Raw genomic sequence first — 21,817 nt, 5'->3', positions numbered from 1 at the left:
GCAAAAGGAAAGCTTCGGGTCTGGCCATCTCCCGACAAAGGGCGCGAGAGACTATCCACGTGAGCGAGCGGAGGAGGCCCTGTGAGTAAGCCGAACCTGGCACGCAGGGTCGCCGACGCGGCCGAGATCGCGCTGACCACCCGCAAGTACGTGACGTTCATCGACGTGGTCACAGGCCTGCGCTGGCTGCATTCCCGGCACGTGGACACCTGGCGGCAGGGCCGGGTGGCCACGCTGGCCGAGCTGGCGGACGTGGACGAGGACCGCCTGGTCGCCGCGGCCGCGCTGCTGAAGGAGTGGGCGCTGGCCAAAGGGCTCAATCCGGTGGACACCCCGTACGTGGCCGGCACCCGCGACCGTCGCGAGCTGCGCTTCACCGCCCGCCACCCGCAGGAGCCGTTCCGCGTCCACTGGATCTCGCCCGACCTCGGCGAGGCCAGAGTGCGCCGTCTCACCGAGCGGCAGAGCAAGGCGCCCGACCTGGTGGCGGTGGCCCCACTGACCGACTGGACGTGCGCGGCCTGCGGCGACACCGGGCCCTACCTGATCATGGAGGACGACCAGCCGCACTGCCTGACCTGCGCAGACATGGACCACCTGGTGTTCCTGCCTGCCGGAAACGCGGCGCTCAGCCGCCGCGCCAAGCAGGAGAGCGGCCTGTCGGCCGTGGTGGTGCAGTTCAACCGGCGGCGCAAGATCTACCAGCGCCTCGGCCTGCTGGTCGAGCAGGCCGCGCTGGACGCGGCCGAGGAACGCTGCCTGGCCGACGAGGAGGTGCGCCTGCGCCGCCGCGAGCGCGACCGGGAGCGCAGGGCCGAGCAGGACGTCGAGTTCCAGGCCAGTATGGCGGCCGAGATCGCCCGATTGTTCCCCGGCTGCCCGCCGGAGCGGGCGCGCGAGATCGCCGAGCACGCCGGGCAGCGCGGCAGCGGCAGGGTCGGCCGGTCGGCGGCGGCCAGGGCGCTCGACGAGAACGCGATCACGCTGGCCGTGATCGCCTCCATCAGGCACCTCGACACCGACTACGACAGCCTGCTGATGTCGGGCGTGCCCCGGATGCAGGCCCGCGACCTGATCAGGGACGTCATCGAAGACAAGCTGGAGGAGTTCCGCCGCCGCGCTTAGGTGACGGCCAGCCGCTGGGCGTACTTCTCCTCCCGCCAGAGCTCCCGATCCAGCACCTCCAGCAGCGTGGCGGCCGCGTCGTAAACGTCGGTGTAGCGGATGTAGAGCGGCGCGAAGCCGAACCTGAGCACATCCGGCGCGCGGAAGTCCCCGTGCACGCCGCGGTCGATCAGCGCCCGCATGACCGGATAGCCGTCGGGGTGGCGCAGGCTCACCTGACTGCCGCGCGCGGCGGCGTCGGCCGGCGAGACCAGCTCCAGCGCGTCCCCCACCAGGTCGACGAAGAGCGAGGTCAGCGCCATGCTCTTGGCCCGCACTTGGCCCATGGGGACCCGTTCCCATACGTCGAGCGCCGCCTCCAGCGCCGCGAACGACAACACATGCGGCGTGCCCACCGCGAACCGTCTGATCCCCTCGGCCGGGCGGTAGCCGGGCTCGAACGCGAACGGCTCGGCGTGCCCGTGCCAGCCGGACAGCACGTTCTCGGCGGTGGCGTGGTGCCGCGGGTTGACGTAGAGGAACGCGGGCGCGCCCGGGCCGGCGTTCAGGTACTTGTACGTGCATCCGACCGCGAAATCCGCCGCCGACACGTCCACCTCCATGGCGCCCACGCTGTGGCACACGTCCCAGACCATGAGCGCCCCGGCCTCCTGCACGCGGGCGGTGATCGACGGCACGTCGTGGCGCGCGCCGGTCCGGTAGTCCACCTCCGACAGCAGCACCACGGCCGCGTCGTCGAACCGCCCTGCCGCGAAGTCGCGGATCTCGTAGCCGCCGAGCAGCCCGGCCAGCCCTTGCACCATGTAGTGGTCGGTGGGGAAGTTGCGCACGTCGGAGACGATCACCCGGCGCTCCGGGCGCAGCCGCAGCGCGGCCGCCACCGTCTGGTAGACCGCGATCGAGGTCGTGTTGCCCACCACGACCTGCCCGGGTCCCGCGCCGATCAGCGGGGCCAGCCGGTCACCGGCGGTCAGCGGCTGGGCGTACCAGCCGTCGTGGTTCCAGCCGCCGACCAGGTGCCCGCCCCACTCGTCCTCGACGGCTCGCCGCACGCGCTCCGCGGTACGGCGGGGCAACGCGCCGAGCGAGTTGCCCACGAGGTAGACGACGCCTTCGGGGAGCACGAACTCGTCTCGGAACGCGCGGAGCGGGTCGCCGGCGTCGAGGGCGAGGCAGTGGTCGCGATCTATCACCCGTTCACTCCCTTTGTGGGCAACTACCCCGGTTTACACCATTCTGGCCGGTTCTGCACCAGCTCCCCGGGTCACTCCTGCGGATGGTAGGCGACGGCCTGCATCTCGATGAGCAGGTGGGGGTGCGGCAACTGGTGCACCGCGACCGTGGTCCTGGTGGGCCCCTCCTCGTCGAAGAACTCGGCGTAGACCTCGTTGTAGCCCTTGAAGTCGTTCATGTTGACCAGGTACGCCGTGATCTGGACGAGGTCGGCGAGCGAGCCGCCGGCCGCCTTGAGAATGTCGCCGATGTTCTCGATGACCGTCCTGGTCTGAGCGCGGATGTCCAGGTTCGTCGCCCCGTCCTTGTAGACCTCCACACCCACGAACGTGTCGTCGGTCCTGCGGCAGTTGACGCCCGAGACGTACAGGAAGTCACCTGCTCGCTTGACGTGCGGAAACCTGCCACGCGGCGTGGCCTTTCCAGGCACCCGCATGCCTTTGGCCCTCACGTGCCGATCACCGCCCGCACCGATCCGAGCCCGTCGATGTGCGCCTCGAACACGTCCCCGGGCTCGACCGGCACGACCGGGCCGAGCGCGCCGGTCAGCACCACCTCACCGGCCCGCAGGGGCCGCTGCGTACGGCCCAGCCGCGTGGCCAGCCACACGGCCGCGTTGAGCGGGCTGCCCAGACACGCGGCGCCCGACCCGGCCGAGACCTCCGTCCCGGCGCAGGTCATCGTCATCCCGGACGCACGCAGATCGAGCCCCATCAGCGAGACCGGCGTGTTCCCCAGCACGAACACCCCGCTGGAGGCGTTGTCGGACACTGTGTCCGCCAGGGTGATGTCCCAGCCGTCAATGCGCGAGTCGGCGATCTCGATGGCGGGCAGCGCGAACTCCACCGCCCTGATCACCTCGGCCACCGTGAAAGGACCGCCCACCAGGTCCGCGCCGAGCACGAGCGCCACCTCGGCCTCGGCCCGCGGTTGCAGGAGCCGCCCATACGGAATGGGCAGCCCGTCGAGGTAGGCCATGTCCGCGAAGAGCGGGGCGCAGGTCGGCTGGTCGATGCCGAGCTGCCGCTGCACCTCGAGGTTCGTGACGCCGATCTTCCTGCCGACCAGGCGCCGTCCCTCGCCGAGCGCCCGCCGGGTGTTGATTTCCTGGACGGCGTACGCGTCGGTCGCCGTACCGATCAGGTCCCTGATCGGCGCGCACGGCTTGCCGGAGCGCGCGGCTTCGGCCAGCCGTTCGGCGGCCTGGGAGCGTGCGTCGACGGCCTGGGACCATTCGTCATACATCGGGTTGCTCCAGTTTGATGGTGATCGTGGTGGGTTCAGAGTAGAAGTCGAGCGATCGCATGCCACCCTCCCTGCCACCTCCACGTCGCTCTCGGCGAGAAGGCTTCCCTGGCATCGTCTCCCTCGACCACGGCGCAAAAGGATCCGAGAAGACCTGTCCAGATGGACATCTTCCGGTACCCCTAGATCACTGACCATCATGGTCGGGGTGGCGCGGACGTGCGCCGGCCACCCGGCGCCTCTGCGCACGTCGATCGCCGACCTCGGCATCGTGGTCGGCACCGCGCCGTGGATCTGGATGATCCTCAAGCCGTCCGACGGCGCTCGCGGAGTCGGCCTCGTCCCGTTCATGGACCTCGCCGACGTCGCCACCGCATCGTGGCAGACCGTGTTGGTGCAGGTCGGAGGCAATCTGCTGGTGTTCGCCGCCCTGGGGGCGCTGCTGCCGGTACGCACCCCCGCCATGGCCTCGATCGGCCGGGTTGCGGCGGTCTCCGCGGCATTTTCGGTCCTGGTCGAGCTCCTCCATTACGTGCTGAGGCTGGGCCGTTTCTCCTCCATCGACGATGTCATCCTCAACACGGCAGGCGCCGTGATCTTCGCACTGATTACTCGCCGCTGGCGGGCCAGCCGAATACCGGCTGGGACCGTTCCACGGTAACGGTCTGCTAAAACGCAGCGGAATTCACCACACGGGCACGATCCGCTCAAAAGAAGCCCGGGACCAACCTCTGTATCTGTGCGATCGTGGACAAGACGGGGCAAGTTCTCTGGAGACGCCACTACCTGGTTGGTGACAGAGGGTGATCAAAGTTGTCTGAATCCCCGGTACCCCACGAGCCCCCTATCTATCGCCGCATCGCCGACGGTCTCCGCGCCCGGATCCTGTCCGGCGAGTTGCGCGATGGGGACCGACTACCGGGCGAGAACGCACTGATGGCCGAATACGCAATCGCACGAGCCACCGCCAGGCAGGCGCTTGCCGTACTGATCAATGAAGGGCTGGCGGTGCCCAGACGAGGTTCGGGGGTTTACGTGCGGCTGTTCAAACCGATCCGCAGGCACGGCTCACGTCGCCTGTCACGAGAGCAGTGGGGTCAGGGCCAGGCCATCTGGGAGGCCGACACCCGAGGCCGGCCGTTCACCGTGGATCACGTCGAGGTGGCGCTGGAGCGAGCCACAGAGGAGGTCGCGAGCGTTCTGGACAGTCGCGAGGTCTGGGTGCGGCGACGCCGCTATTCGGTCGACACCAGGCCCGTGCAACTGGCCACGTCCTACTTTCCCGCCACCCTGGTGGAGGGCAGCGCGATCACCCTTCCCGACACAGGTCCTGGCGGCGTCTACGCCAGGCTGGGCGATCTGGGCGTGCCCCCGGCCCACTTCACCGAGGAGGTGCGGGCCCGTATGCCGCAACCGCGCGAGAGCGCGCTGCTGGACCTGCCGGGCGGCACACCCGTGATCGTCATCGCGCGGACCGCGTACACGTCCGGTGGACTGCCCGTCGAGGTCAACGAGATGGTGCTGGACTCGGCGGCTTATGTACTCCAGTACGACTTCGACGCCTGAATCAAGGCGATCTGTCAAGCGATAGGTTGACCTGTCCATCACGATCATTGATATCTCTAGAGAAGTCGTTCATCTTCTTAGAGAGATGGAACCTCGCCTGGGGCCCGGGAAGGTGGACGGCGATGTCCTTTGATCGGCACCTCGCCGAGATCGCCCGGGAGTTCCCCCAGTGGACCATCTGGCGGAGCGATGCCGGCCGCTGGTGGGCCACGAGACACCATCCGCTGAGCGCGGCGCAGCGCGACGCCGGATGTGCGATGACCATCGACGCGGACGACCCGGACGGCCTGCGTGACCGGCTCCGGAACCAGGAACGACGGGCCGGGGACCCGCACCGGTGGCGGACCGGCCCGGCGCCGCCTTGACGTCCGCCGTGGAGCGTTCCGCGGCGGACGCACATGAGCAGCCCGGTGCCGGGTCCAGCGTCTCGGCGGCCCCGGCACCGGGCCACCACGCAGGAGGGGCCACGAACGCGGAAGCCTCCGACCCTATCGGGGGCGGGGGCTTCCGCTCCGTACAGTCATAGCCGCCTGGTGGGATTACTTGGGGACCTCGGACAAGCGGACGATGGTCACGTCCGTGTCGTCGGAGATGGCCGGGGGCGCGTCCGCCGGCGGACGCTCCTCCTCCTGTGCCTCCACGATGATCCGCACGTCCTCCTGCCCCGAGGGAAGGGCGTGCTCCTGAGGCGAGGGGGGAAGGGCGTGCTCGGGCACCAGCGGCCCCGCGCCCGACTCGGTGCGCATCAGATCGCCCAGCACCGAGCTGATCTCCGTCAGCCGCCGCACGACCTCGCTGTGCGTGTTGGTCAGGTATTCCACCCGCCGCCCCGCGTGCTCGTCCAGCGTCGCGGTGCGCTGCTGCGCCGCCGCGAGCATCGAATCGGCCTCACTCCGCGCACCCGTGAGCAGCTGCTCGGCCTGCGCGTTGGCGGACTTCATCAGCTGCTCGGACTCGGCTTGGGCGGCGGTCACCACCCGCTCCGCCTCGGCCCGTGCCTCGCGCAGCGCCTCATCAGCCTCGGTGCGGGCGGCGGTGAGATGCTCCTCCGCGTCCGCACCCGCCTGGGCCAACATGCCCTCCGCCGCCTGCGTCGCCTCGTGCACGCGGCGCTCGGCCTCGCCCTGCGCGGAGGTGAGGATCTTGTCAGCGGTCTCGCGGGACGTCATCAACAGCCGGTCGGCCTCCGACTTGGCCGCGTCACGCACGCTGGCGGCCTCGGCCTCGGCGTCCGACCGCTTGGCCGCGGCCTCCTCTTCGCCGAGCTTGAGGATCTGGGCGAGCCTGGGGCTGAGGTCCTCATAGCTCTGCGGCGCCTCGACCATGCGCCGCCTGGCCTCGGCCAGCTCGATGCGGCCCTGCTCGGCCTGGTCGATCGCCCGTGCCAGCCGCTCTTCCAGATCCCGTATCTGGTTACGGGTTCGGAGCATGTAGTCGTGGACCTGGCGGCGGTTGTAGCCGCGCATCACGACCTCGAAGGTGTCCTCTTGCATCAGATCGGGAATGCTCTCGTGCTGGTTCATCATGGGGGTTACCTAAAGGTGGTTTGCGTGAGGCGGGGGGAAACTGCGGGTTGTGAGGGTCTGACGACGAGACGTCAGGAAACGACTCTCCTGCCATCTGCCCACGTCCGCAACCGGAACGCCATAGTGGAGCCACGGAGCTCGGGAATTACGATGTGACGGGTGTACATAGCAGCGTTGGACAACGGAGCAGTCCCGGACATACATCCCGAGGCGTACATCGCCCACGGCGTGACCGTGGTCGGCAGGGTCCGGATCGGCCGGGCGTCCAGCATCTGGTACGGCTCCGTTCTCCGCGGCGACGACGAGCGGATCGAAATCGGCCAGGAATGCAACGTACAGGATCTGTGTTGCCTGCACTCCGACCCGGGTGAGCCCGCGGTCCTGGAGGACCGGGTCAGCCTGGGCCACAAGGCCATGGTCCACGGCGCCCACGTGGAGTCCGGCGCGTTGATCGGCATCGGCGCGATCGTGCTCGGCGGCGCCCGCATCGGGGCGGGCACACTGGTCGCCGCCGGAGCGCTGGTGGGCCCCGGCAAGAAGATCCCGGCCGGCGTGCTGGTCGCCGGCGTGCCTGGGAAGATCGTGCGCGAGCTCACCGACGACGACCGGGCGTCCTTCGCCCGCACGCCGGACAACTACATCGCCAAGGCGCTCAGGCACCGGCAGGCGTCATCGCTTTGATCAGGACCTCGTCGGACACCGACGCGTTGTTGAGCGGGTCGGCATACTCCGGCAGCTCGGGCCGCAGGAACCGGACGAAGTCGACGGTCAGTTCAAGGTCGGGCCGGCCGCTGACCTGCTTGGCGTTGGCCTTGGCCGCGTCCTTCTTGAGGGTGTTGTAGCTGTCCCAGTCCGTATAGGCGGTGACGCCCCATTGCAGCACGTCAGGCAGGGTCGAGGGCCAGCGGTTGCCGACCTTCCACTTGCCGCCGTCCTCCTTGTACAGCGCGACGAAGACGCGGCCCACCCTGGCCAGCACGAGCTCCACCCAGCCGTTCTTGACCGCCAGCTCCTTCGGCTTGGAGCTGCCGTCCTTGGTGTACTTCACCTCGACCTGACCGCTCTTTTCTGCGGTGCCGGTGGTGACCGACACCCAGTTGGGCGTGGTGTACGAGTCGGGCTGGCGGGCCATCAGTCCGCCGAGGGAGAACTTGCGCTTGGGCTGGCCGCCGCTCTTGCCCTCGACCTTGACCCGGGCGTGCATGACGATGTCGCCGGCGAGCTCCTGGTAGACAAAGGGGCCGCGGAAGCCGTCGAACCAGGCCGAGGTCTTGGGCTCCAGATACATCGAGCCCTTCACGGTCTTGTTCACGTCCCACTTGGCGATCCTGTCGACGTCCTTCTCGGTCTCGCTCAGCTTCGTCCACAAGGACAGGTCGGTCGCGTTCGCGAACTCCGTCGAGGCCTGGCCCACCTCCCCGCCGGGCGCCGGCGGGGTGACCTTGTCCAGGGTGACCAGTCCGGGACCGCTGGGCGTCGGTTGTGCCGGGGTAGTCGTGCCGCAACCGGCGAGCACGCTCGCGACCGCCAACGTCCCTGCTACCTTCGCCCTCATAGCGGACATTCTGCCGTGAAATGCCGATGGTTGATCCGATGGCTCCCAGTACCATGACGCCCGTGCCACCCTGGGACGCGTTCACTTCTGCCGAGGCGGAGGTCCGCGCGATGGTCGCGGACCCGCGCTGGCAAGGGCTTTCCGTGCCCGATCGCGCCCACGTCCTGGCCGCCAGGATTCTTGTGACCCCAGATGGCGACCGCTGGCTCTTCGGCGCGCACGCGCGCTGGCATCTGTACGACCCCGCCGACGGCCGCTGGCGCCTGGCGGCGCCGCCGCGGAGCACGCGGGCCCGGCAGGTCCAGCACGCCGCGGCCGTGCTGCCGGACGCGGTCATCCCGTACGGTCCCGACTTCCACGCCGAGCCGGGCTCCACTCAGGCGTTCATCGGCCCCGACGTGTCGGCGGACCTGACCGAGCAGGTCAGGGTGCTGGTGCGGGCGAGCGGGCGCAAGTCGGAGCTGGACTATCCTCTGACGGCGTTCGACGAGATCTTCGCCTCCGACGTGCCGAGCACGGTGGCGGCGGTCTGGGGCACGATCATGTGGTGCGCGTACGCGCCTGCCTTCGACGGCAACGAGCGGCTGATCACCGTGTTCGGCGAATACCTGCGCCGCCCGCTCCCCGGCGACGAGTGGGTGCGCTGGTTGCCCGCGCCGCCCCTGCTCGACCTCGTCACGCTGGTGGCGGAGCGGGCGCGGGCCGGCCGCACGCGCGAGGCGCTCAGGCTCGCCGCCGTCATGGCCGACACGGCGCAGATCCTCCTGTCCGACACCCGTTTCAGGCCGCGGGCGCTGGCGCTGCTCACCATGGTGGAGCCCATGTTGCGCCGGTCCGGGCTCGACGACACCTCGCCCGGTGACGAGGTGGTGCGTCAGGTCTGGCTGGGCCGCTGTCCCGCGCGGCTGAGCCGGGCGTTGCTGGTGGAGACCGATCCCGAGGCGCACTTCTCCCACTCCGTCTACGACCTGGCCGAGGCGCTGGCTTTCATGCCGCACCCGCCGCGGTCCACGGCGGCGTTCCTGGCCGATCTGTCGGACTCCAGGGGTCTGCTGCCCGCGCGGCTGGATCACCGGCTCAGAATGGCATATGAGGAGCTGGAGCGGGCCGGGCTCACCGGAACCTCCGCGGGGGAGACGACCGCGCCGGACGGGTTCCCCGCGCAGGGGCGGCCAGGCGGGGTGTCCATCGCCCCCTCGCCGGTGCTGGAGGTGGCGCCGCCGGACCGGGCGAGCGCGGCGGCGGTGCTCGGGGCGGCGTACGCGACGGGGCTGGCGTGGGGCAGGCTGACCGGTGCCAAGGTGCCCGAGCGCGGGCTGGCGGGGCAGTCGGCGCTTGTGCAGAAGCTCGTCCACGAACGCGACGATCACCATGAACATGACACAGGTCACTACTAAACCACTTATCCCGCTATTTCACCCTAACCACCCCTATATCGTTCTAACACTCCAGGTAACAGGAAATACGCTGAATTGTGATCTCTGATTCGGGAAATGATCCCACTGGGGCTCCGCGGCACGGAAAGGAATGACTCCGATGGGCCATGTCGCCGGAAGGGGCCGCACCGTAACCTCGTAGAGGGTGTGGGCTGCGGAAGGAAAGGACGACGCGGTGGGGCACGACGACCTGGACTCTCGGGTCCACGACCGTGTCGCGTTGGACGAGATTGCGCTCTACGCCGAGGTGCTCACGGCCGTGGCTGTCAGCGAGCGGCGGCTGACCTTGGACGAACTCGACGACGCGCTCGGATTGCGGACTTCGGCGAGCCGCTGAAGGACCATACGACCATCACGATTACTGACCCCGGGGACCTAGTTCCCGGGGTTTCGCATAACTAGTCACTTGCCCCCATCGGTCTCCTCCGTACAAATGAGGCATCCTCACATTCGACGGAGACTTACGAGACGGAGACTTACGAACGGACGAGGCGCGCGATCGCCGCGGAGGCCTCTTTCACTTTCGCCTCGGCCTCGGGCCCGCCGGTGTTGATCGCGTCGGCCACGCAGTGCGAGATGTGCTCCTCGAGCAGCCCCAGCGCCACCGCCTGCAGCGCCCGCGTGGCCGCGGAGACCTGGGTGAGCACGTCGATGCAGTATGCGTCGTCATCGACCATTCGCTGCAGGCCCCTGATCTGACCCTCGATGCGCCTGAGCCGCGTCAGATAGGCCTGCTTGTCTCCGCTGTACCCATGCATGCCTCTACGGTACCCGGAACCGGTATCCCTCAGTGGAGATCGGTGATCAGCTTCTCCCACTGCTCGGCCACCTCGCCGGCCGAGTGGCGCAGCGCCGTGTCCAGCGCCCCTGCCGCGAGCGAGCGCCGCCTGCGTTCGTCGTCGATCAGCGCGAGCAGCGCCGCGGCGAACAGGGGCGGGTCGGCGTTGGACGCGCTGCCGGACCCGGGCACGTCGGACGCGGTGCCGGACCCGGGCACGTCGGGCTGGGGCACCAGAATCCCGTTGTAACCCGTGGCCACGAACTCCGTCGGCCCCTTGGACCCCTCGAACGCCACCACCGGCACCCCGCACCCCATGGCCTCGAGCACCGTCATGGACTGGTCCTCGGCCCGCGAGGTGTTGGCGACGATCGACGCCTTGGCGAACTCGCCCGCCAGGTCCGGCGTGGTGCCCATGAAGTAGACGTGGTTGTGCAGGTTGAGCTCGCGCACCAGCGCGCGCAGCCGCCGCTCCTCCGGGCCGCCGCCGTAGAGCCGCAGCCGCCAGTCGGGCCGCTTGTCGGCGACGATGGCGAACGCCTTGATCAGCCGGTCGTACGCCTTGACCGGCACCCACCGCCCGCCGGCGGCCACGATCCTGTTGTCCATTCGCGAGCGCGGCCACGGACCGGCCGCCAGCGCGTCCTGTATAGAGTGCACGACGGGCCCGCCGTCCAGGAGCCTGGTCCACTCCTCCTGAGCCGACTCCGTGGCCGTCACAACGGCGTTCAGGCGCGGATAGAAGCGTTTCACGGGAGCGGGCACGGCCGGCCGCGACCATTCTCTGGCGATCTTCAGAATCTCGCGGGGAGCGTGCCTGGCGGCCTGGACGCCGAGCGCCGGCCGGGTGGTGATCAGCACGTCGCACTTGAGCCCGCGCAACACCCGCCACAGCGCCACCTCGGTGCGCATCTGGCCGCGCGGGAGCACGTGCCTGACGCCCGGCCGGGCGTCGACCACGCTGCGCATGGCCACGTCGGGGTCGACGGGGAAGAACGGCTTCTCCTTCTGCCGCCGTACGCTGATCACCTCGACCTCGTGCCGCTTCGCCAGCGCCGAGGCGAGGTTGAGCGTGGCCCGCACATCGCCCCGCATGCCGTACGCGGAGGGCAGGACCAGGCTGACCTTCATCCGCCCACCTCGATGCGCAGCTCGTCGTCGGCGGTGTAGCAGGGTTTGATCGGCACGCCGTCCACCTTGGCCGAGGGGTAGTGCAGCCGGCGGCGCTTGCCGTCCACGTCGTCGAGCCAGGCGCCCAGCTTCAGCGGCGTGGGCACGCCCTCCACCTGCAGCGCCGGCTCCCAGGTGCCGGAGCCCGCCGCGGTGTCGGAGCTCGCGGGGTCGGCGGCCACAACGTCCACGAGAGAGAAGGCGGCGTGGAAGCGCACGCCTTGGACGAAGGCCGTGGCCGTCACCCGCGCGCTGGTCTGCCGGCGGTCCAGCGTCAGCGTGGCCTCGTGGCGGGAGTCGTCGTCCTCGAGCCCGGAGTAGGCCAGCAGGCCCATGGCCTCGAAACGGCCTTCCCTGAACCAGATCGCGCGCACCTCGGCTGCGGGCTCCGCGTCGGAGATCTTCAGCGCGAGGAACCCGTTGCGGGTGCGGTAGGAGCGGTAGGCCAGGGTGCGCTTGCACAGGGCGTAGGCGTCGAGGTGGTCGAGCGAGAAGCCGGGATCGACACTGCGCAACCTGCTGCGCTTGCCGTTCGCCCCCCGCAGGTAGGCATCCCAGCGCCCGGCGCTGAGGTCCAGCGGCGCCAGCGAGACCGCCAGCGTGGCCTCGCGCGATCGCGCGCCCCGAGTGCCGAGCCGCACATCGCGCTCCACCCCCGTGGTGCGGTTCCTGAGGACGAGCTCTGTGCCCTCTTGTAGTGGTTCGTCGATGGCCAGTCGCAAGGAGAGCACGTCAGCCAGGGTGACCTCGGCGTCGGTGACGACGACGCCCATCACGAGCCCCCTCCCCGTCGAATAGAGCCATGCGACGTTGAGGTTACCGTGATTTTCCCGTTATGTGGATGGTTGATTTCTTGTAACCACCCCTGCTGACATGCGAAACTCCTCCACCACGCGTGTGGAGGAGTCCGACATTTCCCGGTCAGGAAGCGCCTTTGACCGATTTGATCAAGAGCTGAGCCACGTCCACGACTTCCAGCGACTCCTTGGCCTCACCGTTGTTCTTCTTCTCGTTGATCGCATCGCCCAGCATCACCATGCAGAACGGGCAGGCCGTGGACACGGTGTCCGGGTTGGTGGTCAGCGCCTCGTCCACGCGCTCGGTGTTGATGCGCTTGCCGATGCGCTCCTCCATCCACATGCGCGCGCCGCCCGCGCCGCAGCAGAAGCCGCGGTCCTTGTGCCGGTGCATCTCCTGGGTCGTGACGCCGGGCACCTTGGACATGATGTCGCGGGGCTGGGAGTAAACCTTGTTGTGGCGGCCGAGGAAGCACGGGTCGTGGTAGGTGATCTTCTCCTCGATCGGCGTGATCGGGGTGAGCAGTCCCTCGTCCACCAGCTTCGACAGCAGCTGCGTGTGGTGCACGACCTCGTACGTGCCGCCGAGCTGTGGGTATTCGTTCGCGAGCGTGTTGAAGCAGTGCGGGCAGGTGGCGACGATCTTCTTGACGCCCGCCTCGTTGAGCGTCTCGATGTTCTGCTGGGCGAGCATGTTGAACAGATATTCCATGCCCAGGCGGCGGGCCGGGTCGCCGGTGCACGCCTCCATCGGCCCCAGCACCGCGAACTTCACGCCCGCGATGTGCAGCAGCTCGGCCACGGCCTTGGTGGTCTTCTTGGCCCGGTCCTCAAGCGCGCCCGCGCAGCCCACCCAGAACAGGTATTCGGCGTCCTCGGGCATCTTCTCGTCGACGACCTCGACCTCGAAATCGAGCTCCTCGATCCAGTCGGCCCGCTTCATCTCGGACATCCCCCACGGGTTGCCCTTGTTCTCCAGGTTCTTGACCATCACCCCCGCCTCTGACGGGAACGACGACTCGACCATCACCTGGTAGCGGCGCATATCGAGAATGTGGTCGATGTGCTCGATGTCCACCGGGCACTGCTCGACGCACGCGCCGCAGTTGGTGCACGACCACAGCACGTCCGGGTGGATCACACCATCCTCGCCGACCAGCGGCTTCTCCAGCAGTGCCAGCACGTCCTTGTCGGCGTGCTCCGTGCTCGCCGCCATCAGGTAGGGCGCCACCTTGAAGGCGTGGTCACGCTGGTCGAGGATGAGCATCTTCGGCGACAGCGGCTTGTCGGTGTTCCACGCCGGGCACTGCGACTGGCAGCGGCCGCACTCCGTACAGGAGTAGAAGTCCAGGAACCCCTTCCACGTGGTGTCGCCGATCTTGCCGCGCCCCAGCCGCTCCGGATCCAGGTCCTCGTCCTCGAAGTCCACCGGCTTGCCGTCCACCCGCATTTCCACTGCCGCGCCGAGGCCGTCGGGACGGCGCGAGAACAGCACGTTCAGCGGCGCGGTGAAGATGTGCAGGTGCTTGGAGTGCACCACGATCACCAGGAACACCAGCATGAAGCCGATGTGCAGGAGCAGCGCGATCTCCTCCAACAGCCCGCTCTGCGGCAGCACGTCGCCGAGCGCCAGCGAGACGAAGGCGCCCGAGGAGTACGGGAAGTTCCCGTTGGCCGCCGCCGCGCCCCTGGCCAGGAAGAGCGTCCAGATGATGTTGAAGATCATGAACAGCACGAGCCACGCGCCGCCCAGGTGGGACCCGGAGAAGCGCGAGCTGCGGCCGAGCTTCTCGGGCGCGTTCTTGATCCGGATGCCCGCGAAGACCGCGAGGCCCGCCAGGCACGCGACCGCGATGAAGTCCTGCAGGAAGCCCAGCACGCCCCAGGTCCCGATGAGCGGGATGTGGAAGTCGGGCCGGCCGGTGATCGCCCCCTGGACGATCGCGCCGTACGCCTCGATGTAGACGGTCAGCAGGATGAAGAACGCCCACATGACGAAAAAGTGCGCGGTGCCCGACGGCGTCCACTTGAGCAGCTTCTTCTGCCCGAACACCTCGACCAGCTGCGCCTTGGCCTCGTCGGCGGCGTGCGTCTTGGCGTAGTCGATCCGCTCAGGTGCGGGCGGGCCCACGGTCGCCAGCTTGTACAGGAACAGCGCCCTGCGGCCGGCGACGGCCACCGCCAGGACGGTCATGACGAGTCCGATGATGGCTACCCAGAGCACGGGTTCCTCCCACAGACGACGTTGGCTGCCAGCGTACGGTCACCCGAACCACCGACCGCTACCCTGATCCTACCCGTGAGTAACTTTGCCAGGGTACGCGACATACCCTAAGGTCACCGCGCTGTGTAGAACAATGCTCTAGCCGGCGAAGTACCTCTGGATGGTCGGCGCCAGCAACTCGACCAGCTCCTCGGGATCGGCGCTCGCCAGCGGCTCCAGCTTGAGCACATAGCGCCCCAGGATCACGCCGAACATCTGGGCGAACGCGGCCTCGATCCGCAGGTGCGGCACCTCCAGCCGGCCGGCCACCTGGTAGAGCAGGGCGTTGGTGATGAACTCCCGCATCATCACGGCCGCCTGCTCGTTGGTCATGGCCGACCGGATCAGCGCGACCAGAGGCTCGCGCGTCTCCGGCGAGGCGGTGACGCGCAGGATCATGCGGACCAGCCGCTCGCCGATCTCTTCGCGCGGGCCCTCCAGCAGAAGCGGGATGACGGTATCGGGGCTGACCGGCAACTGCATGGCCGCCGCGAACATGCCCTCCTTCGTCGCGAAGTAGTGGTGCACGAGGGCGGGATCGACCTTGGCCTCCCTGGCGATGCCGCGCACCGTGGCCTTGTCGAACCCCTTCTCGGAGAACACCTTCCTCGCCGCCGCCAGGATCTCTCCACGCGTGTCGGCAGACCCGGGCCGACGCCCCGGACGCCGCTTTACTGTGCTCATGGCCTCACTCCGCGAGGCGGGCTCGGTCGCCAAACGCCGCCCGTGCTCACCGGCCCACCGCCAGATAGACCCGCATCGGCACCGACAACACGCCCTCCGGGAACTCCTCGCGCAACTCCGCCCGCTGCCGCTCGACGAGCGCGCCGGCCGCCTGCGCCGACAGCGCCGCCATGTATGAGTGCGAGCGTAGGTCCAGCAGGAAGTCCTCGATGCCGACCAGCCGCGTCCACGGGATCCAACGCTCTTCGATCACCTCGAAGGCCGAGGCGATGGGCGGCACCGACCACTCCTCGACGGCCGGCCCCCAGTAGGCGGGGACCTCCTCGGCCAGGCGGGCCTCGTAGGCGGCCAGCCAGTCCGCCTGGGCGGCGTGGTGGAAGTTCCAGCAGCCCACGATCGCGCCACGCTGCCGCAGCACCCTCCTGGCCTCGGCGATCGAGACCACCGGGTCCAGCCAGTGCCACGACTGGCCGTACGCCACCAGGTCGGCCACCCCGTCCGCGAGCGGCAGCGCGTTGCCGTCACCCTGCACCGCAGCGACGGCCGGCGTGCCGTTCGCGGACCGGGACATGAGCTTGGCCAGCATCTCCGCACCCGGATCGACCGCGATGACGTGCGAGCCACGCGCTCTGAGCGCCCGCGTCAGAATGCCCGTGCCCGCCCCCACGTCCACGGTCGTGGCGCCGTCCAGGTCGACGCCGGTCAGCTCGCTCACGGCGCGATACATCTCGTCGGGGTAGCTGGGCCGGCCCGCGTCGTAGGCGTCGGCCACGCGGTCGAACACCCTGCCAAGATCCCTCATCGGCCCGATGTTCATGTAGACGCCGCCAGGTGCAGCCGCGCGAAGGCCAGCCCCTCGGCCAGATCGTCGATCCGCTCGGTACGGCTCGCCGCCTTGCGCGTGTTGATCTCGAGCACGACCAGGCCGGAGTAGCCGGTCTTGGCCAGGCGCTCCAGCATCTGGGCGCAGGGCTGGTTGCCCCTGCCCGGCACCAGATGCTCGTCCTTGTTCGTCACCCCGATGCCGTCGGCCAGGTGGAGGTGCGCCAGCCGGTCACCGAGCTTGGCGGCCATCTCCATGGCGTCCGAGCCGGACACGGCCGTGTGCGACAGGTCCAGGGTGACCTGGGGGAACTCGTAGTCGATCGGGTTCCAGCCGGGCGAGTAGGGCACCACGTCGTTGCCCCTGGCCCGCAGCGGGAACATGTTCTCCACCGCGAACGTGACGTCCGTCTCGTCGCGCATCCTGGCCAGCCCCACCTCGAAGTCGCGCGCGTAGTCGCGCTGCCAGCGAAACGGCGGGTGCACCACGACTGTCGAGGCGCCCAGGCGCTCGGCCGCCTTCTGTGCCTTGACCAGCTTGGCCCAGGGGTCGCGACCCCACACCCGCTGGGTCACCAGCAGACAGGGGGCGTGAATGGCCAGGACGGGAACTTGATAGTGCTCGGAGAGCCGCTCGATCACGTCGATGTCCTGGCTCACGGGGTCGGCGCCGACCATGATCTCTACGCCGTCATAGCCCAGGCGGGCGGCCAACTCGAACGCGTCAGGAGTGCGTTCCGGATATACCGAAGCAGTGGACAATGCGATCTTCGCATTGGGCACGCGGATGACATCAGCCACGCTGCCAGCCTAAGCCGGAGAACCGGATATGGCGCGCTAGCCCCTGTGGTGAGCCGCCTCACCACGGAGGTTGTGCATCTACCGTTGGGGCATGCCACGGATAGCCAAAGGCGCGATCCCGAGCCCCAACATCTGGAACACACCCCAGGTCTACGAGGTGGAGAACCGCGCCGTCGATCCCGAGGGCGCGGCCGACGCGGCGATGCGCGCCCTGCGCCCCTGGGACGCCGCCACCGTGCTCGACATCGGCTGCGGCACCGGTTACCACCTGCCCGTGCTGGCCAGGTCGGCCGCGAGCGTGATCGGCGTCGAGCCGCACGGCGACCTGGCCATGCTGGCCCGCCGCCGGTGCGCCGCGCTGGCCAACGTGAGCGTGCACGCCGCCGCGGCACAGGACCTGCCACTGCCGGACGCGAGCGTGGATGTGGCGATGGCGCGCTGGGCGTACTTCTTCGGTCCCGGCTGCGAGCCGGGGCTCCGGGAGCTGTCCAGGGTGGTGCGCCGCGGCGGCGCGGCCTTCGTCATCGACCTGGACGCGACGCGGGGCTCGTTCGGGCGGTGGTTCTCGCACACCGTGCCGACGTACTCGGCACGCGAGGTCGAGGCGTTCTGGGACCGCCACGGGTGGCAGCGTCAGCCGCTGGACCTGCGCATGGCCTTCGAGCGACGGGCGGACCTGGAGGCGGTGCTGCGCATCGAGTTCGCACCCGAGGTGGCCGAGCAGGCCATCGCCGAGACACCCGGGCTGGAGCTGCCCTATCCGAACGTGTTGCGCTGGCGCTATTACTGAGCACCCCGGGCTTGACCTTGACGTCAGTGTCAAAGTTTACCCTTGGGGGTATGCGCATCGGAGAGCTGGCGGAACGCACCGGAGTGAGCACCCGCTCGCTCCGCTACTACGAGCAGCACGGGCTGCTCAGCGCACGGCGCGGTTCCAACGGCTACCGGCAATATTCCGAGGACGACGTCAGGCTGGTCACCGAGATCCGGGCCCTGCTCGCCGTCGGCTTCACCTTGGAGGACACCCGGCCGTTCGTGGACTGCCTGCGCAGCGGGCACAGCACGGGCGGCTCGTGCGCCGAGTCCGTGGAGGTCTACCAGCGCAAGCTGGCCGAGATCGACGAGGAGATCCGTCTCCTGCTCACCCGCCGCGCCGAGGTGGCCGCCCAGCTCGCCCAATCGTGCCCAGGTTGCTTTGTCAGGGGATGAAACATGATCACATTGACGACTGAAAACTTCGACGAGCAGGTGCTCAAGAGCGACCGGCCGGTGCTGGTGGACTTCTGGGCCGAGTGGTGCGGTCCCTGCCGGATGGTGGCGCCCGTGCTGGAGCAGATCGAGGCCGAGCGCGGCCTGACGATCGGCAAGCTCAACACCGACGAAAACCCGGAGATCATGGCCAAGTACGGCGTGATGGGCATCCCCACGCTGATCCTGTTCGAGAACGGCGAACCGGTGAAGCGCGTGGTCGGCGCCAAGCCCAAGCGCCTCCTGGAGTCCGACCTGGGCCTCGTCTAGCCAAGATTGTCGGCCCGTGCCGCTACCCTGCTCGGCATGGCCAAGTCAGCCCAGAAGCCCGGATACCGCTGCGCCGAATGCGGTTGGCGCACCACGAAATGGGTGGGGCGGTGCGGTGAGTGCCAGGCGTGGGGCACGGTCGACGAGGAGGGCGCCCGGGCCGGCGCCACCATCGTCCAAGGCGGCGCCACCAGCGCGCCCGCGGTCCCGATCGGCCAGGTCAAGGCCGAGGTCGCGGCCGCCCGCACGACCGGCGTGGGAGAGCTCGACCGGGTGCTCGGCGGCGGGCTGGTGGCCGGCGCGGTCGTGCTGCTGGCGGGCGAGCCCGGCATCGGCAAGTCCACGCTCCTGCTGCAGGCCGCCGCCCGCATCGCCCAGCGCGAGACCGTGCTCTACGTGACGGGCGAGGAGTCGGCCGCCCAGGTGCGGCTGCGGGCCGACCGCATCGCCGCCATCGAGCCCAACCTCTACCTCGCCGCGGAGACCGAGCTGTCGGCCCTGGTGACGCATGTGGAGAAGGTCCAGCCCACGCTCCTCGTCGTCGACTCGGTGCAGACGGTCGGCTCCGCGCAGGCCACCGGCGTGCCCGGCGGGGTGACGCAGGTGCGCGAGGTGGCTGCCAATCTCGTGCGCCTGGCCAAGGATCGCAACATGGCCACGGTGCTCGTCGGCCACGTCACCAAGGAAGGCTCGATCGCCGGCCCCCGCACGCTCGAGCACCTGGTCGACGTCGTGCTCAACTTCGAGGGCGACCGCCACTCCAGGCTCCGCATGGTGCGCGCGATCAAAAACCGGTTCGGCCCCACCGACGAGGTCGGCTGCTTCGACCTGCACGAGCGGGGCATCGAGGGCATCACCGACCCGAGCGGCCTGTTCGTCTCCCGGCGCAGCGAGCCGGTGCCCGGCACCTGCGTCACGGTCACGGTCGAGGGCACCCGCCCGCTGCCCGCCGAGGTCCAGGCCCTGGTCGCGCGCACCGAGGCGCAGCAGCCCCGGCGCACCTCCTCCGGCCTCGACACCTACCGCGTGCAGATGATCCTGGCGGTCCTGGAGCGCCGGCTCAACGCCCGCCTCGGCGGCTGCGACGTGTTCACCGCGACCGTGGGAGGCATCAAACTGGCCGACCCCGCCGTGGATCTGTCGGTCATGCTCGCGGTGGCCAGCGCCGCCGGCGACAAGCCGCTGCCTCCGGGACTGGTGGCCCTGGGCGAAGTGGGCCTGGCCGGTGAGCTGCGCCCGGTCAAGGACGTACGCAGGAGGTTGACCGAGGCGGCCAGGCTGGGCTTCAAACGCGCACTCGTACCGGCCGGATCCTTGGAGGACGGTGCCCGGCGGCGTAACGGGCAGCGTGCTCTGGTGCCTGTGGGGCCTGTGGCGTTCGCGCCCGGGTTTGAGGTGGTTCAGGCGGAGAACGTCTGGGACGCACTCACACACGTCACATAGCGCGGCTAAGCTGACGGTTGACCGATCGACACGGGGGTCAGGTGGATAGGAGTCTGGACGAACGTCGTCGCGAAGCCCTGGCCGCTGTGGCCCCGGGCACACCGTTGCGCGACGGCCTCGAGCGGATTCTGCGTGGGCAGACCGGCGGGTTGATCGTGCTCGGCTACAACCGGGATGTCGAGGAGCTCTGCAGCGGCGGTTTTGAGCTTGACGTCGATTTCTCCGCCACCCGGCTGCGCGAGCTGGCCAAGATGGACGGCGCGATCGTGCTGAGCGACGACCACAAGATCGTACGCGCCGCCGTGCACCTCGTGCCCGACCCCGCGATCCCCACTGACGAGGCCGGCACCCGCCACCGCACCGCCCAGCGGGTCGCGAGGCAGACCGGGCTGCCCATCATCGCGATCAGCAAGTCGATGCGGATCATCGCGCTCTACCTCGACGGCATTCGCTATGTGCTGGAGGAGTCCGCGGCCATCCTCTCCAAGGCCAACCAGGCTCTGGCCACCCTAGAGCGCTACAAGCACCGCCTGGACGAGGTCTCCGGCACCCTGTCGGCCCTGGAGATCGAGGACCTGGTCACCGTCAGAGACGTGGCCGCCGTCGTCCAGCGCCTCGAGATGGTCCGGCGCATCTCCGACGAGATCAAGGGCTACGTGGTGGAGCTGGGCACCGACGGCCGCCTGCTGTCCCTGCAGCTCGACGAGCTCGTGGCGGGCGTGGACTCCGAACGCGAGCTGGTGATCCGCGACTACCTCCCCGCCCCCTCCGCGCGCCGCCAGAAGCGCCTGGTGGACGCCATGCACGACCTCGACACGCTGTCGGGCAACGAGCTTTTGGACCTCTCGGCCGTCGCCCAGGTCCTCGGCCACCACGGCTCCGACAAGCTGGACAGCCCGGTCAGCCCACGCGGATTCCGCCTGCTCGCCAAGGTCCCCCGCCTGCCCGCGACAGTGGTGGACCGCCTGGTCAGCCACTTCGGCAGCCTGCAGAAGCTGCTGGCGGCCAGCATCGACGATCTGCAGGCGGTGGGCGGCGTCGGCGAGTCCCGCGCCCGCAGCGTCCGCGAGGGCCTGTCCCGCCTCGCCGAATCCTCCATCCTCGAACGCTACGTCTAACCCGACTCTGACGATCTAGCGCAGGTGGAAGACGCCCTTGGTGCTGCGGAGCTTGCCCAGGCGAACAGTGGCCACGTAGGTGCCGGGCAGGGCGGCCGCCGGGGTGGAGCGGCAGTTGCTGCTGGAGCGGCGGCGGTCCCAGCTCAGTGTCCGCACGTACGGCACGCCCCGCTGCAACTGCTTGATGTCGGTTCCCGGGCCGCTGACGCAGTCGGCCGTGGACCAGATGCGATCCGCACCCGAGGTGATGCGGATCTCCATGGCCCGCGGTCCCACGTCGGCCGTGCACATCACGGGTCCCGTGTTCACCAGCGTGACCACGAAGGCGGGCTGGGCGCCGGCTGCGTAGATCTTGTCCTTGCCGGCCTGGAGGCTGAGCACCAGATCTTCCTCGGCGCAGGGCTCGCCGGGCCGTTTGGGGCGCGCGACGGGGGTCGGCGTGCTCGGGCTGGGGGTGGGTGTCGGGCTGGCCGTGCCCATCGCGAGCGTACGCAGGCCCGCCAGCAACGGATCGGTGGTGGGCGTCGCGCTCGGTGAGGACTGGGCGCTGGACTTGCGTTCCGGTCCGCTGCCCCCGCTGGAACACGCCCACGCCACCACGGCCACCACGACGAGCACCGCCACCAGCACGCTCATGCGCCGCCGCCAGTAGACGTCACCGCCGTCCTCACGCATCGTGTCCGGATCCATACGCACAGCATGGTAATTCGGCGGGCACTTAGAGTGACGACACGCCG

At 69.2% G+C, this 21,817-nt stretch carries 25 protein-coding genes; 12 read left to right on the top strand and 13 right to left on the bottom strand.

Going from position 1 to position 21,817, the window contains the following annotated elements; all coding sequences use genetic code 11:
• The first annotated feature begins 81 nt into the window (after positions 1 to 81).
• Entirely contained in the window at positions 82 to 1,125 is a 1,044-nt protein-coding gene (locus OHA25_RS10560; RefSeq protein ID WP_327587379.1) for a DUF2293 domain-containing protein, read from the top strand.
• Here the strand turns inward: OHA25_RS10560 and kynU are convergent.
• The 3 genes from kynU to OHA25_RS10545 all read right to left on the bottom strand — a co-directional run bounded on the left by kynU (position 1,122) and on the right by OHA25_RS10545 (position 3,603).
• The gene (kynU, locus tag OHA25_RS10555; RefSeq protein ID WP_327587378.1) at positions 1,122 to 2,318 is read right to left on the bottom strand and encodes a kynureninase; all 1,197 of its coding nucleotides are present in this window, start codon (positions 2,316 to 2,318) and stop codon (positions 1,122 to 1,124) included. The genes OHA25_RS10560 and kynU overlap by 4 nt on opposite strands.
• A gap of 71 nt (positions 2,319 to 2,389) precedes the next feature.
• Entirely contained in the window at positions 2,390 to 2,809 is a 420-nt protein-coding gene (locus tag OHA25_RS10550; protein WP_327587377.1) for a RidA family protein, read from the bottom strand.
• Positions 2,806 to 3,603, bottom strand: coding sequence for a 2-keto-4-pentenoate hydratase (locus OHA25_RS10545; protein ID WP_327587376.1), 798 nt, complete (start codon positions 3,601 to 3,603; stop codon positions 2,806 to 2,808). The genes OHA25_RS10550 and OHA25_RS10545 overlap by 4 nt, the downstream gene beginning before the upstream one ends.
• Before the next feature lie 208 nt (positions 3,604 to 3,811).
• Between OHA25_RS10545 and OHA25_RS10540 the strand changes: the two genes are divergently transcribed.
• From OHA25_RS10540 to OHA25_RS10530, 3 genes are all read left to right on the top strand, one after another.
• A complete protein-coding gene (locus OHA25_RS10540; RefSeq protein WP_327587375.1) occupies positions 3,812 to 4,264 on the top strand; it encodes a VanZ family protein in 453 nt (150 codons plus the stop codon).
• Between the two features lie 152 nt (positions 4,265 to 4,416).
• Positions 4,417 to 5,169: a GntR family transcriptional regulator gene (locus OHA25_RS10535; protein ID WP_327587374.1), complete on the top strand. Its 753-nt coding sequence runs from the start codon at positions 4,417 to 4,419 to the stop codon at positions 5,167 to 5,169.
• Positions 5,170 to 5,291: 122 nt separating this feature from the next.
• On the top strand, positions 5,292 to 5,534 hold the full coding sequence (locus OHA25_RS10530) for a hypothetical protein (RefSeq protein ID WP_327587373.1): 243 nt from the start codon (positions 5,292 to 5,294) through the stop codon (positions 5,532 to 5,534).
• Between the two features lie 174 nt (positions 5,535 to 5,708).
• Here the strand turns inward: OHA25_RS10530 and OHA25_RS10525 are convergent, their stop codons facing one another.
• On the bottom strand, positions 5,709 to 6,695 hold the full coding sequence (locus OHA25_RS10525; protein ID WP_327587372.1) for a hypothetical protein: 987 nt from the start codon (positions 6,693 to 6,695) through the stop codon (positions 5,709 to 5,711).
• Between the two features lie 159 nt (positions 6,696 to 6,854).
• Between OHA25_RS10525 and OHA25_RS10520 the strand changes: the two genes are divergently transcribed.
• The gene (locus OHA25_RS10520; RefSeq protein WP_327587371.1) at positions 6,855 to 7,376 is read left to right on the top strand and encodes a gamma carbonic anhydrase family protein; all 522 of its coding nucleotides are present in this window, start codon (positions 6,855 to 6,857) and stop codon (positions 7,374 to 7,376) included.
• Here OHA25_RS10520 and OHA25_RS10515 read toward each other — a convergent pair.
• Positions 7,348 to 8,250: a hypothetical protein gene (locus OHA25_RS10515; protein ID WP_327587370.1), complete on the bottom strand. Its 903-nt coding sequence runs from the start codon at positions 8,248 to 8,250 to the stop codon at positions 7,348 to 7,350. The genes OHA25_RS10520 and OHA25_RS10515 overlap by 29 nt on opposite strands.
• A 53-nt stretch (positions 8,251 to 8,303) precedes the next feature.
• Between OHA25_RS10515 and OHA25_RS10510 the strand changes: the two genes are divergently transcribed.
• Entirely contained in the window at positions 8,304 to 9,647 is a 1,344-nt protein-coding gene (locus OHA25_RS10510; RefSeq protein ID WP_327590959.1) for a hypothetical protein, read from the top strand.
• A 184-nt stretch (positions 9,648 to 9,831) separates the two neighbouring features.
• Entirely contained in the window at positions 9,832 to 10,023 is a 192-nt protein-coding gene (locus tag OHA25_RS10505) for a hypothetical protein (RefSeq protein ID WP_211370473.1), read from the top strand.
• Positions 10,024 to 10,162: 139 nt separating this feature from the next.
• Here the strand turns inward: OHA25_RS10505 and OHA25_RS10500 are convergent, their stop codons facing one another.
• The 7 genes from OHA25_RS10500 to OHA25_RS10470 form a co-directional block, all read right to left on the bottom strand.
• The gene (locus tag OHA25_RS10500; RefSeq protein ID WP_080044376.1) at positions 10,163 to 10,444 is read right to left on the bottom strand and encodes a metal-sensitive transcriptional regulator; all 282 of its coding nucleotides are present in this window, start codon (positions 10,442 to 10,444) and stop codon (positions 10,163 to 10,165) included.
• Positions 10,445 to 10,473: 29 nt separating this feature from the next.
• Positions 10,474 to 11,595, bottom strand: a complete 1,122-nt coding sequence (locus OHA25_RS10495) for a glycosyltransferase (protein ID WP_327587369.1) — start codon at positions 11,593 to 11,595, stop codon at positions 10,474 to 10,476.
• Positions 11,592 to 12,407 carry a hypothetical protein gene (locus tag OHA25_RS10490; protein ID WP_327590958.1) on the bottom strand — a complete coding sequence of 272 codons (816 nt, stop codon included), beginning with the start codon at positions 12,405 to 12,407 and terminating at the stop codon, positions 11,592 to 11,594. The genes OHA25_RS10495 and OHA25_RS10490 overlap by 4 nt, the downstream gene beginning before the upstream one ends.
• Positions 12,408 to 12,555: 148 nt before the next feature.
• Complete coding sequence (locus OHA25_RS10485; protein WP_327587368.1) at positions 12,556 to 14,655, bottom strand: (Fe-S)-binding protein; 2,100 nt, start codon at positions 14,653 to 14,655, stop codon at positions 12,556 to 12,558.
• A 138-nt stretch (positions 14,656 to 14,793) separates the two neighbouring features.
• A complete protein-coding gene (locus OHA25_RS10480) occupies positions 14,794 to 15,378 on the bottom strand; it encodes a TetR/AcrR family transcriptional regulator (RefSeq protein WP_327587367.1) in 585 nt (194 codons plus the stop codon).
• Between the two features lie 46 nt (positions 15,379 to 15,424).
• Positions 15,425 to 16,180 carry a class I SAM-dependent methyltransferase gene (locus OHA25_RS10475; RefSeq protein ID WP_327587366.1) on the bottom strand — a complete coding sequence of 252 codons (756 nt, stop codon included), beginning with the start codon at positions 16,178 to 16,180 and terminating at the stop codon, positions 15,425 to 15,427.
• Positions 16,181 to 16,191: 11 nt separating this feature from the next.
• Positions 16,192 to 17,001 carry a sugar phosphate isomerase/epimerase family protein gene (locus OHA25_RS10470; protein ID WP_305917302.1) on the bottom strand — a complete coding sequence of 270 codons (810 nt, stop codon included), beginning with the start codon at positions 16,999 to 17,001 and terminating at the stop codon, positions 16,192 to 16,194.
• A gap of 91 nt (positions 17,002 to 17,092) precedes the next feature.
• On the opposite strand from OHA25_RS10470, the gene OHA25_RS10465 reads away from it, so the two are divergent.
• From OHA25_RS10465 to disA, 5 genes are read left to right on the top strand one after another with little or no spacing between them, the layout of a single operon-like run.
• Positions 17,093 to 17,791 (top strand): class I SAM-dependent methyltransferase, encoded by a 699-nt coding sequence (locus tag OHA25_RS10465; protein WP_327587365.1) that lies wholly within the window; start codon positions 17,093 to 17,095, stop codon positions 17,789 to 17,791.
• Between the two features lie 50 nt (positions 17,792 to 17,841).
• The gene (locus tag OHA25_RS10460) at positions 17,842 to 18,210 is read left to right on the top strand and encodes a MerR family transcriptional regulator (RefSeq protein ID WP_327587364.1); all 369 of its coding nucleotides are present in this window, start codon (positions 17,842 to 17,844) and stop codon (positions 18,208 to 18,210) included.
• A 3-nt stretch (positions 18,211 to 18,213) separates the two neighbouring features.
• Entirely contained in the window at positions 18,214 to 18,519 is a 306-nt protein-coding gene (trxA, locus tag OHA25_RS10455) for a thioredoxin (RefSeq protein ID WP_305917305.1), read from the top strand.
• A 36-nt stretch (positions 18,520 to 18,555) separates the two neighbouring features.
• Positions 18,556 to 19,962, top strand: a complete 1,407-nt coding sequence (gene radA / locus OHA25_RS10450) for a DNA repair protein RadA (RefSeq protein WP_327587363.1) — start codon at positions 18,556 to 18,558, stop codon at positions 19,960 to 19,962.
• 41 nt (positions 19,963 to 20,003) lie between these two features.
• The gene (gene disA, locus OHA25_RS10445; protein ID WP_327587362.1) at positions 20,004 to 21,080 is read left to right on the top strand and encodes a DNA integrity scanning diadenylate cyclase DisA; all 1,077 of its coding nucleotides are present in this window, start codon (positions 20,004 to 20,006) and stop codon (positions 21,078 to 21,080) included.
• 15 nt (positions 21,081 to 21,095) lie between these two features.
• Here the strand turns inward: disA and OHA25_RS10440 are convergent, their stop codons facing one another.
• The gene (locus tag OHA25_RS10440) at positions 21,096 to 21,770 is read right to left on the bottom strand and encodes a hypothetical protein (protein ID WP_327587361.1); all 675 of its coding nucleotides are present in this window, start codon (positions 21,768 to 21,770) and stop codon (positions 21,096 to 21,098) included.
• Positions 21,771 to 21,817 lie beyond the last annotated feature (47 nt).

Origin of the sequence: Nonomuraea sp. NBC_00507 (assembly GCF_036013525.1) — a bacterium.
Taxonomy (GTDB): Bacteria; Actinomycetota; Actinomycetes; order Streptosporangiales; family Streptosporangiaceae; genus Nonomuraea.
The sequence above is the reverse complement of the archived record's forward strand: the minus strand, read 5'-3'. Positions and strand labels throughout refer to the sequence as shown.

Bases quoted from the DNA above. Each gene is read 5' to 3' on its own strand.
- OHA25_RS10545 (WP_327587376.1), bottom strand. From the start codon at position 3,603: ATGTATGACGAATGGTCCCAGGCCGTCGACGCACGCTCCCAGGCCGCC.
- OHA25_RS10530 (WP_327587373.1), top strand. From the start codon at position 5,292: ATGTCCTTTGATCGGCACCTCGCCGAGATCGCCCGGGAGTTCCCCCAG.
- OHA25_RS10525 (WP_327587372.1), bottom strand. From the start codon at position 6,695: ATGATGAACCAGCACGAGAGCATTCCCGATCTGATGCAAGAGGACACC.
- OHA25_RS10515 (WP_327587370.1), bottom strand. From the start codon at position 8,250: ATGAGGGCGAAGGTAGCAGGGACGTTGGCGGTCGCGAGCGTGCTCGCC.
- OHA25_RS10510 (WP_327590959.1), top strand. From the start codon at position 8,304: ATGACGCCCGTGCCACCCTGGGACGCGTTCACTTCTGCCGAGGCGGAG.
- OHA25_RS10500 (WP_080044376.1), bottom strand. From the start codon at position 10,444: ATGCATGGGTACAGCGGAGACAAGCAGGCCTATCTGACGCGGCTCAGG.
- OHA25_RS10495 (WP_327587369.1), bottom strand. From the start codon at position 11,595: ATGAAGGTCAGCCTGGTCCTGCCCTCCGCGTACGGCATGCGGGGCGAT.
- OHA25_RS10490 (WP_327590958.1), bottom strand. From the start codon at position 12,407: ATGGGCGTCGTCGTCACCGACGCCGAGGTCACCCTGGCTGACGTGCTC.
- OHA25_RS10480 (WP_327587367.1), bottom strand. From the start codon at position 15,378: ATGAGCACAGTAAAGCGGCGTCCGGGGCGTCGGCCCGGGTCTGCCGAC.
- OHA25_RS10475 (WP_327587366.1), bottom strand. From the start codon at position 16,180: ATGAGGGATCTTGGCAGGGTGTTCGACCGCGTGGCCGACGCCTACGAC.
- OHA25_RS10465 (WP_327587365.1), top strand. From the start codon at position 17,093: ATGCCACGGATAGCCAAAGGCGCGATCCCGAGCCCCAACATCTGGAAC.
- OHA25_RS10460 (WP_327587364.1), top strand. From the start codon at position 17,842: ATGCGCATCGGAGAGCTGGCGGAACGCACCGGAGTGAGCACCCGCTCG.
- trxA (WP_305917305.1), top strand. From the start codon at position 18,214: ATGATCACATTGACGACTGAAAACTTCGACGAGCAGGTGCTCAAGAGC.
- radA (WP_327587363.1), top strand. From the start codon at position 18,556: ATGGCCAAGTCAGCCCAGAAGCCCGGATACCGCTGCGCCGAATGCGGT.
- OHA25_RS10440 (WP_327587361.1), bottom strand. From the start codon at position 21,770: ATGGATCCGGACACGATGCGTGAGGACGGCGGTGACGTCTACTGGCGG.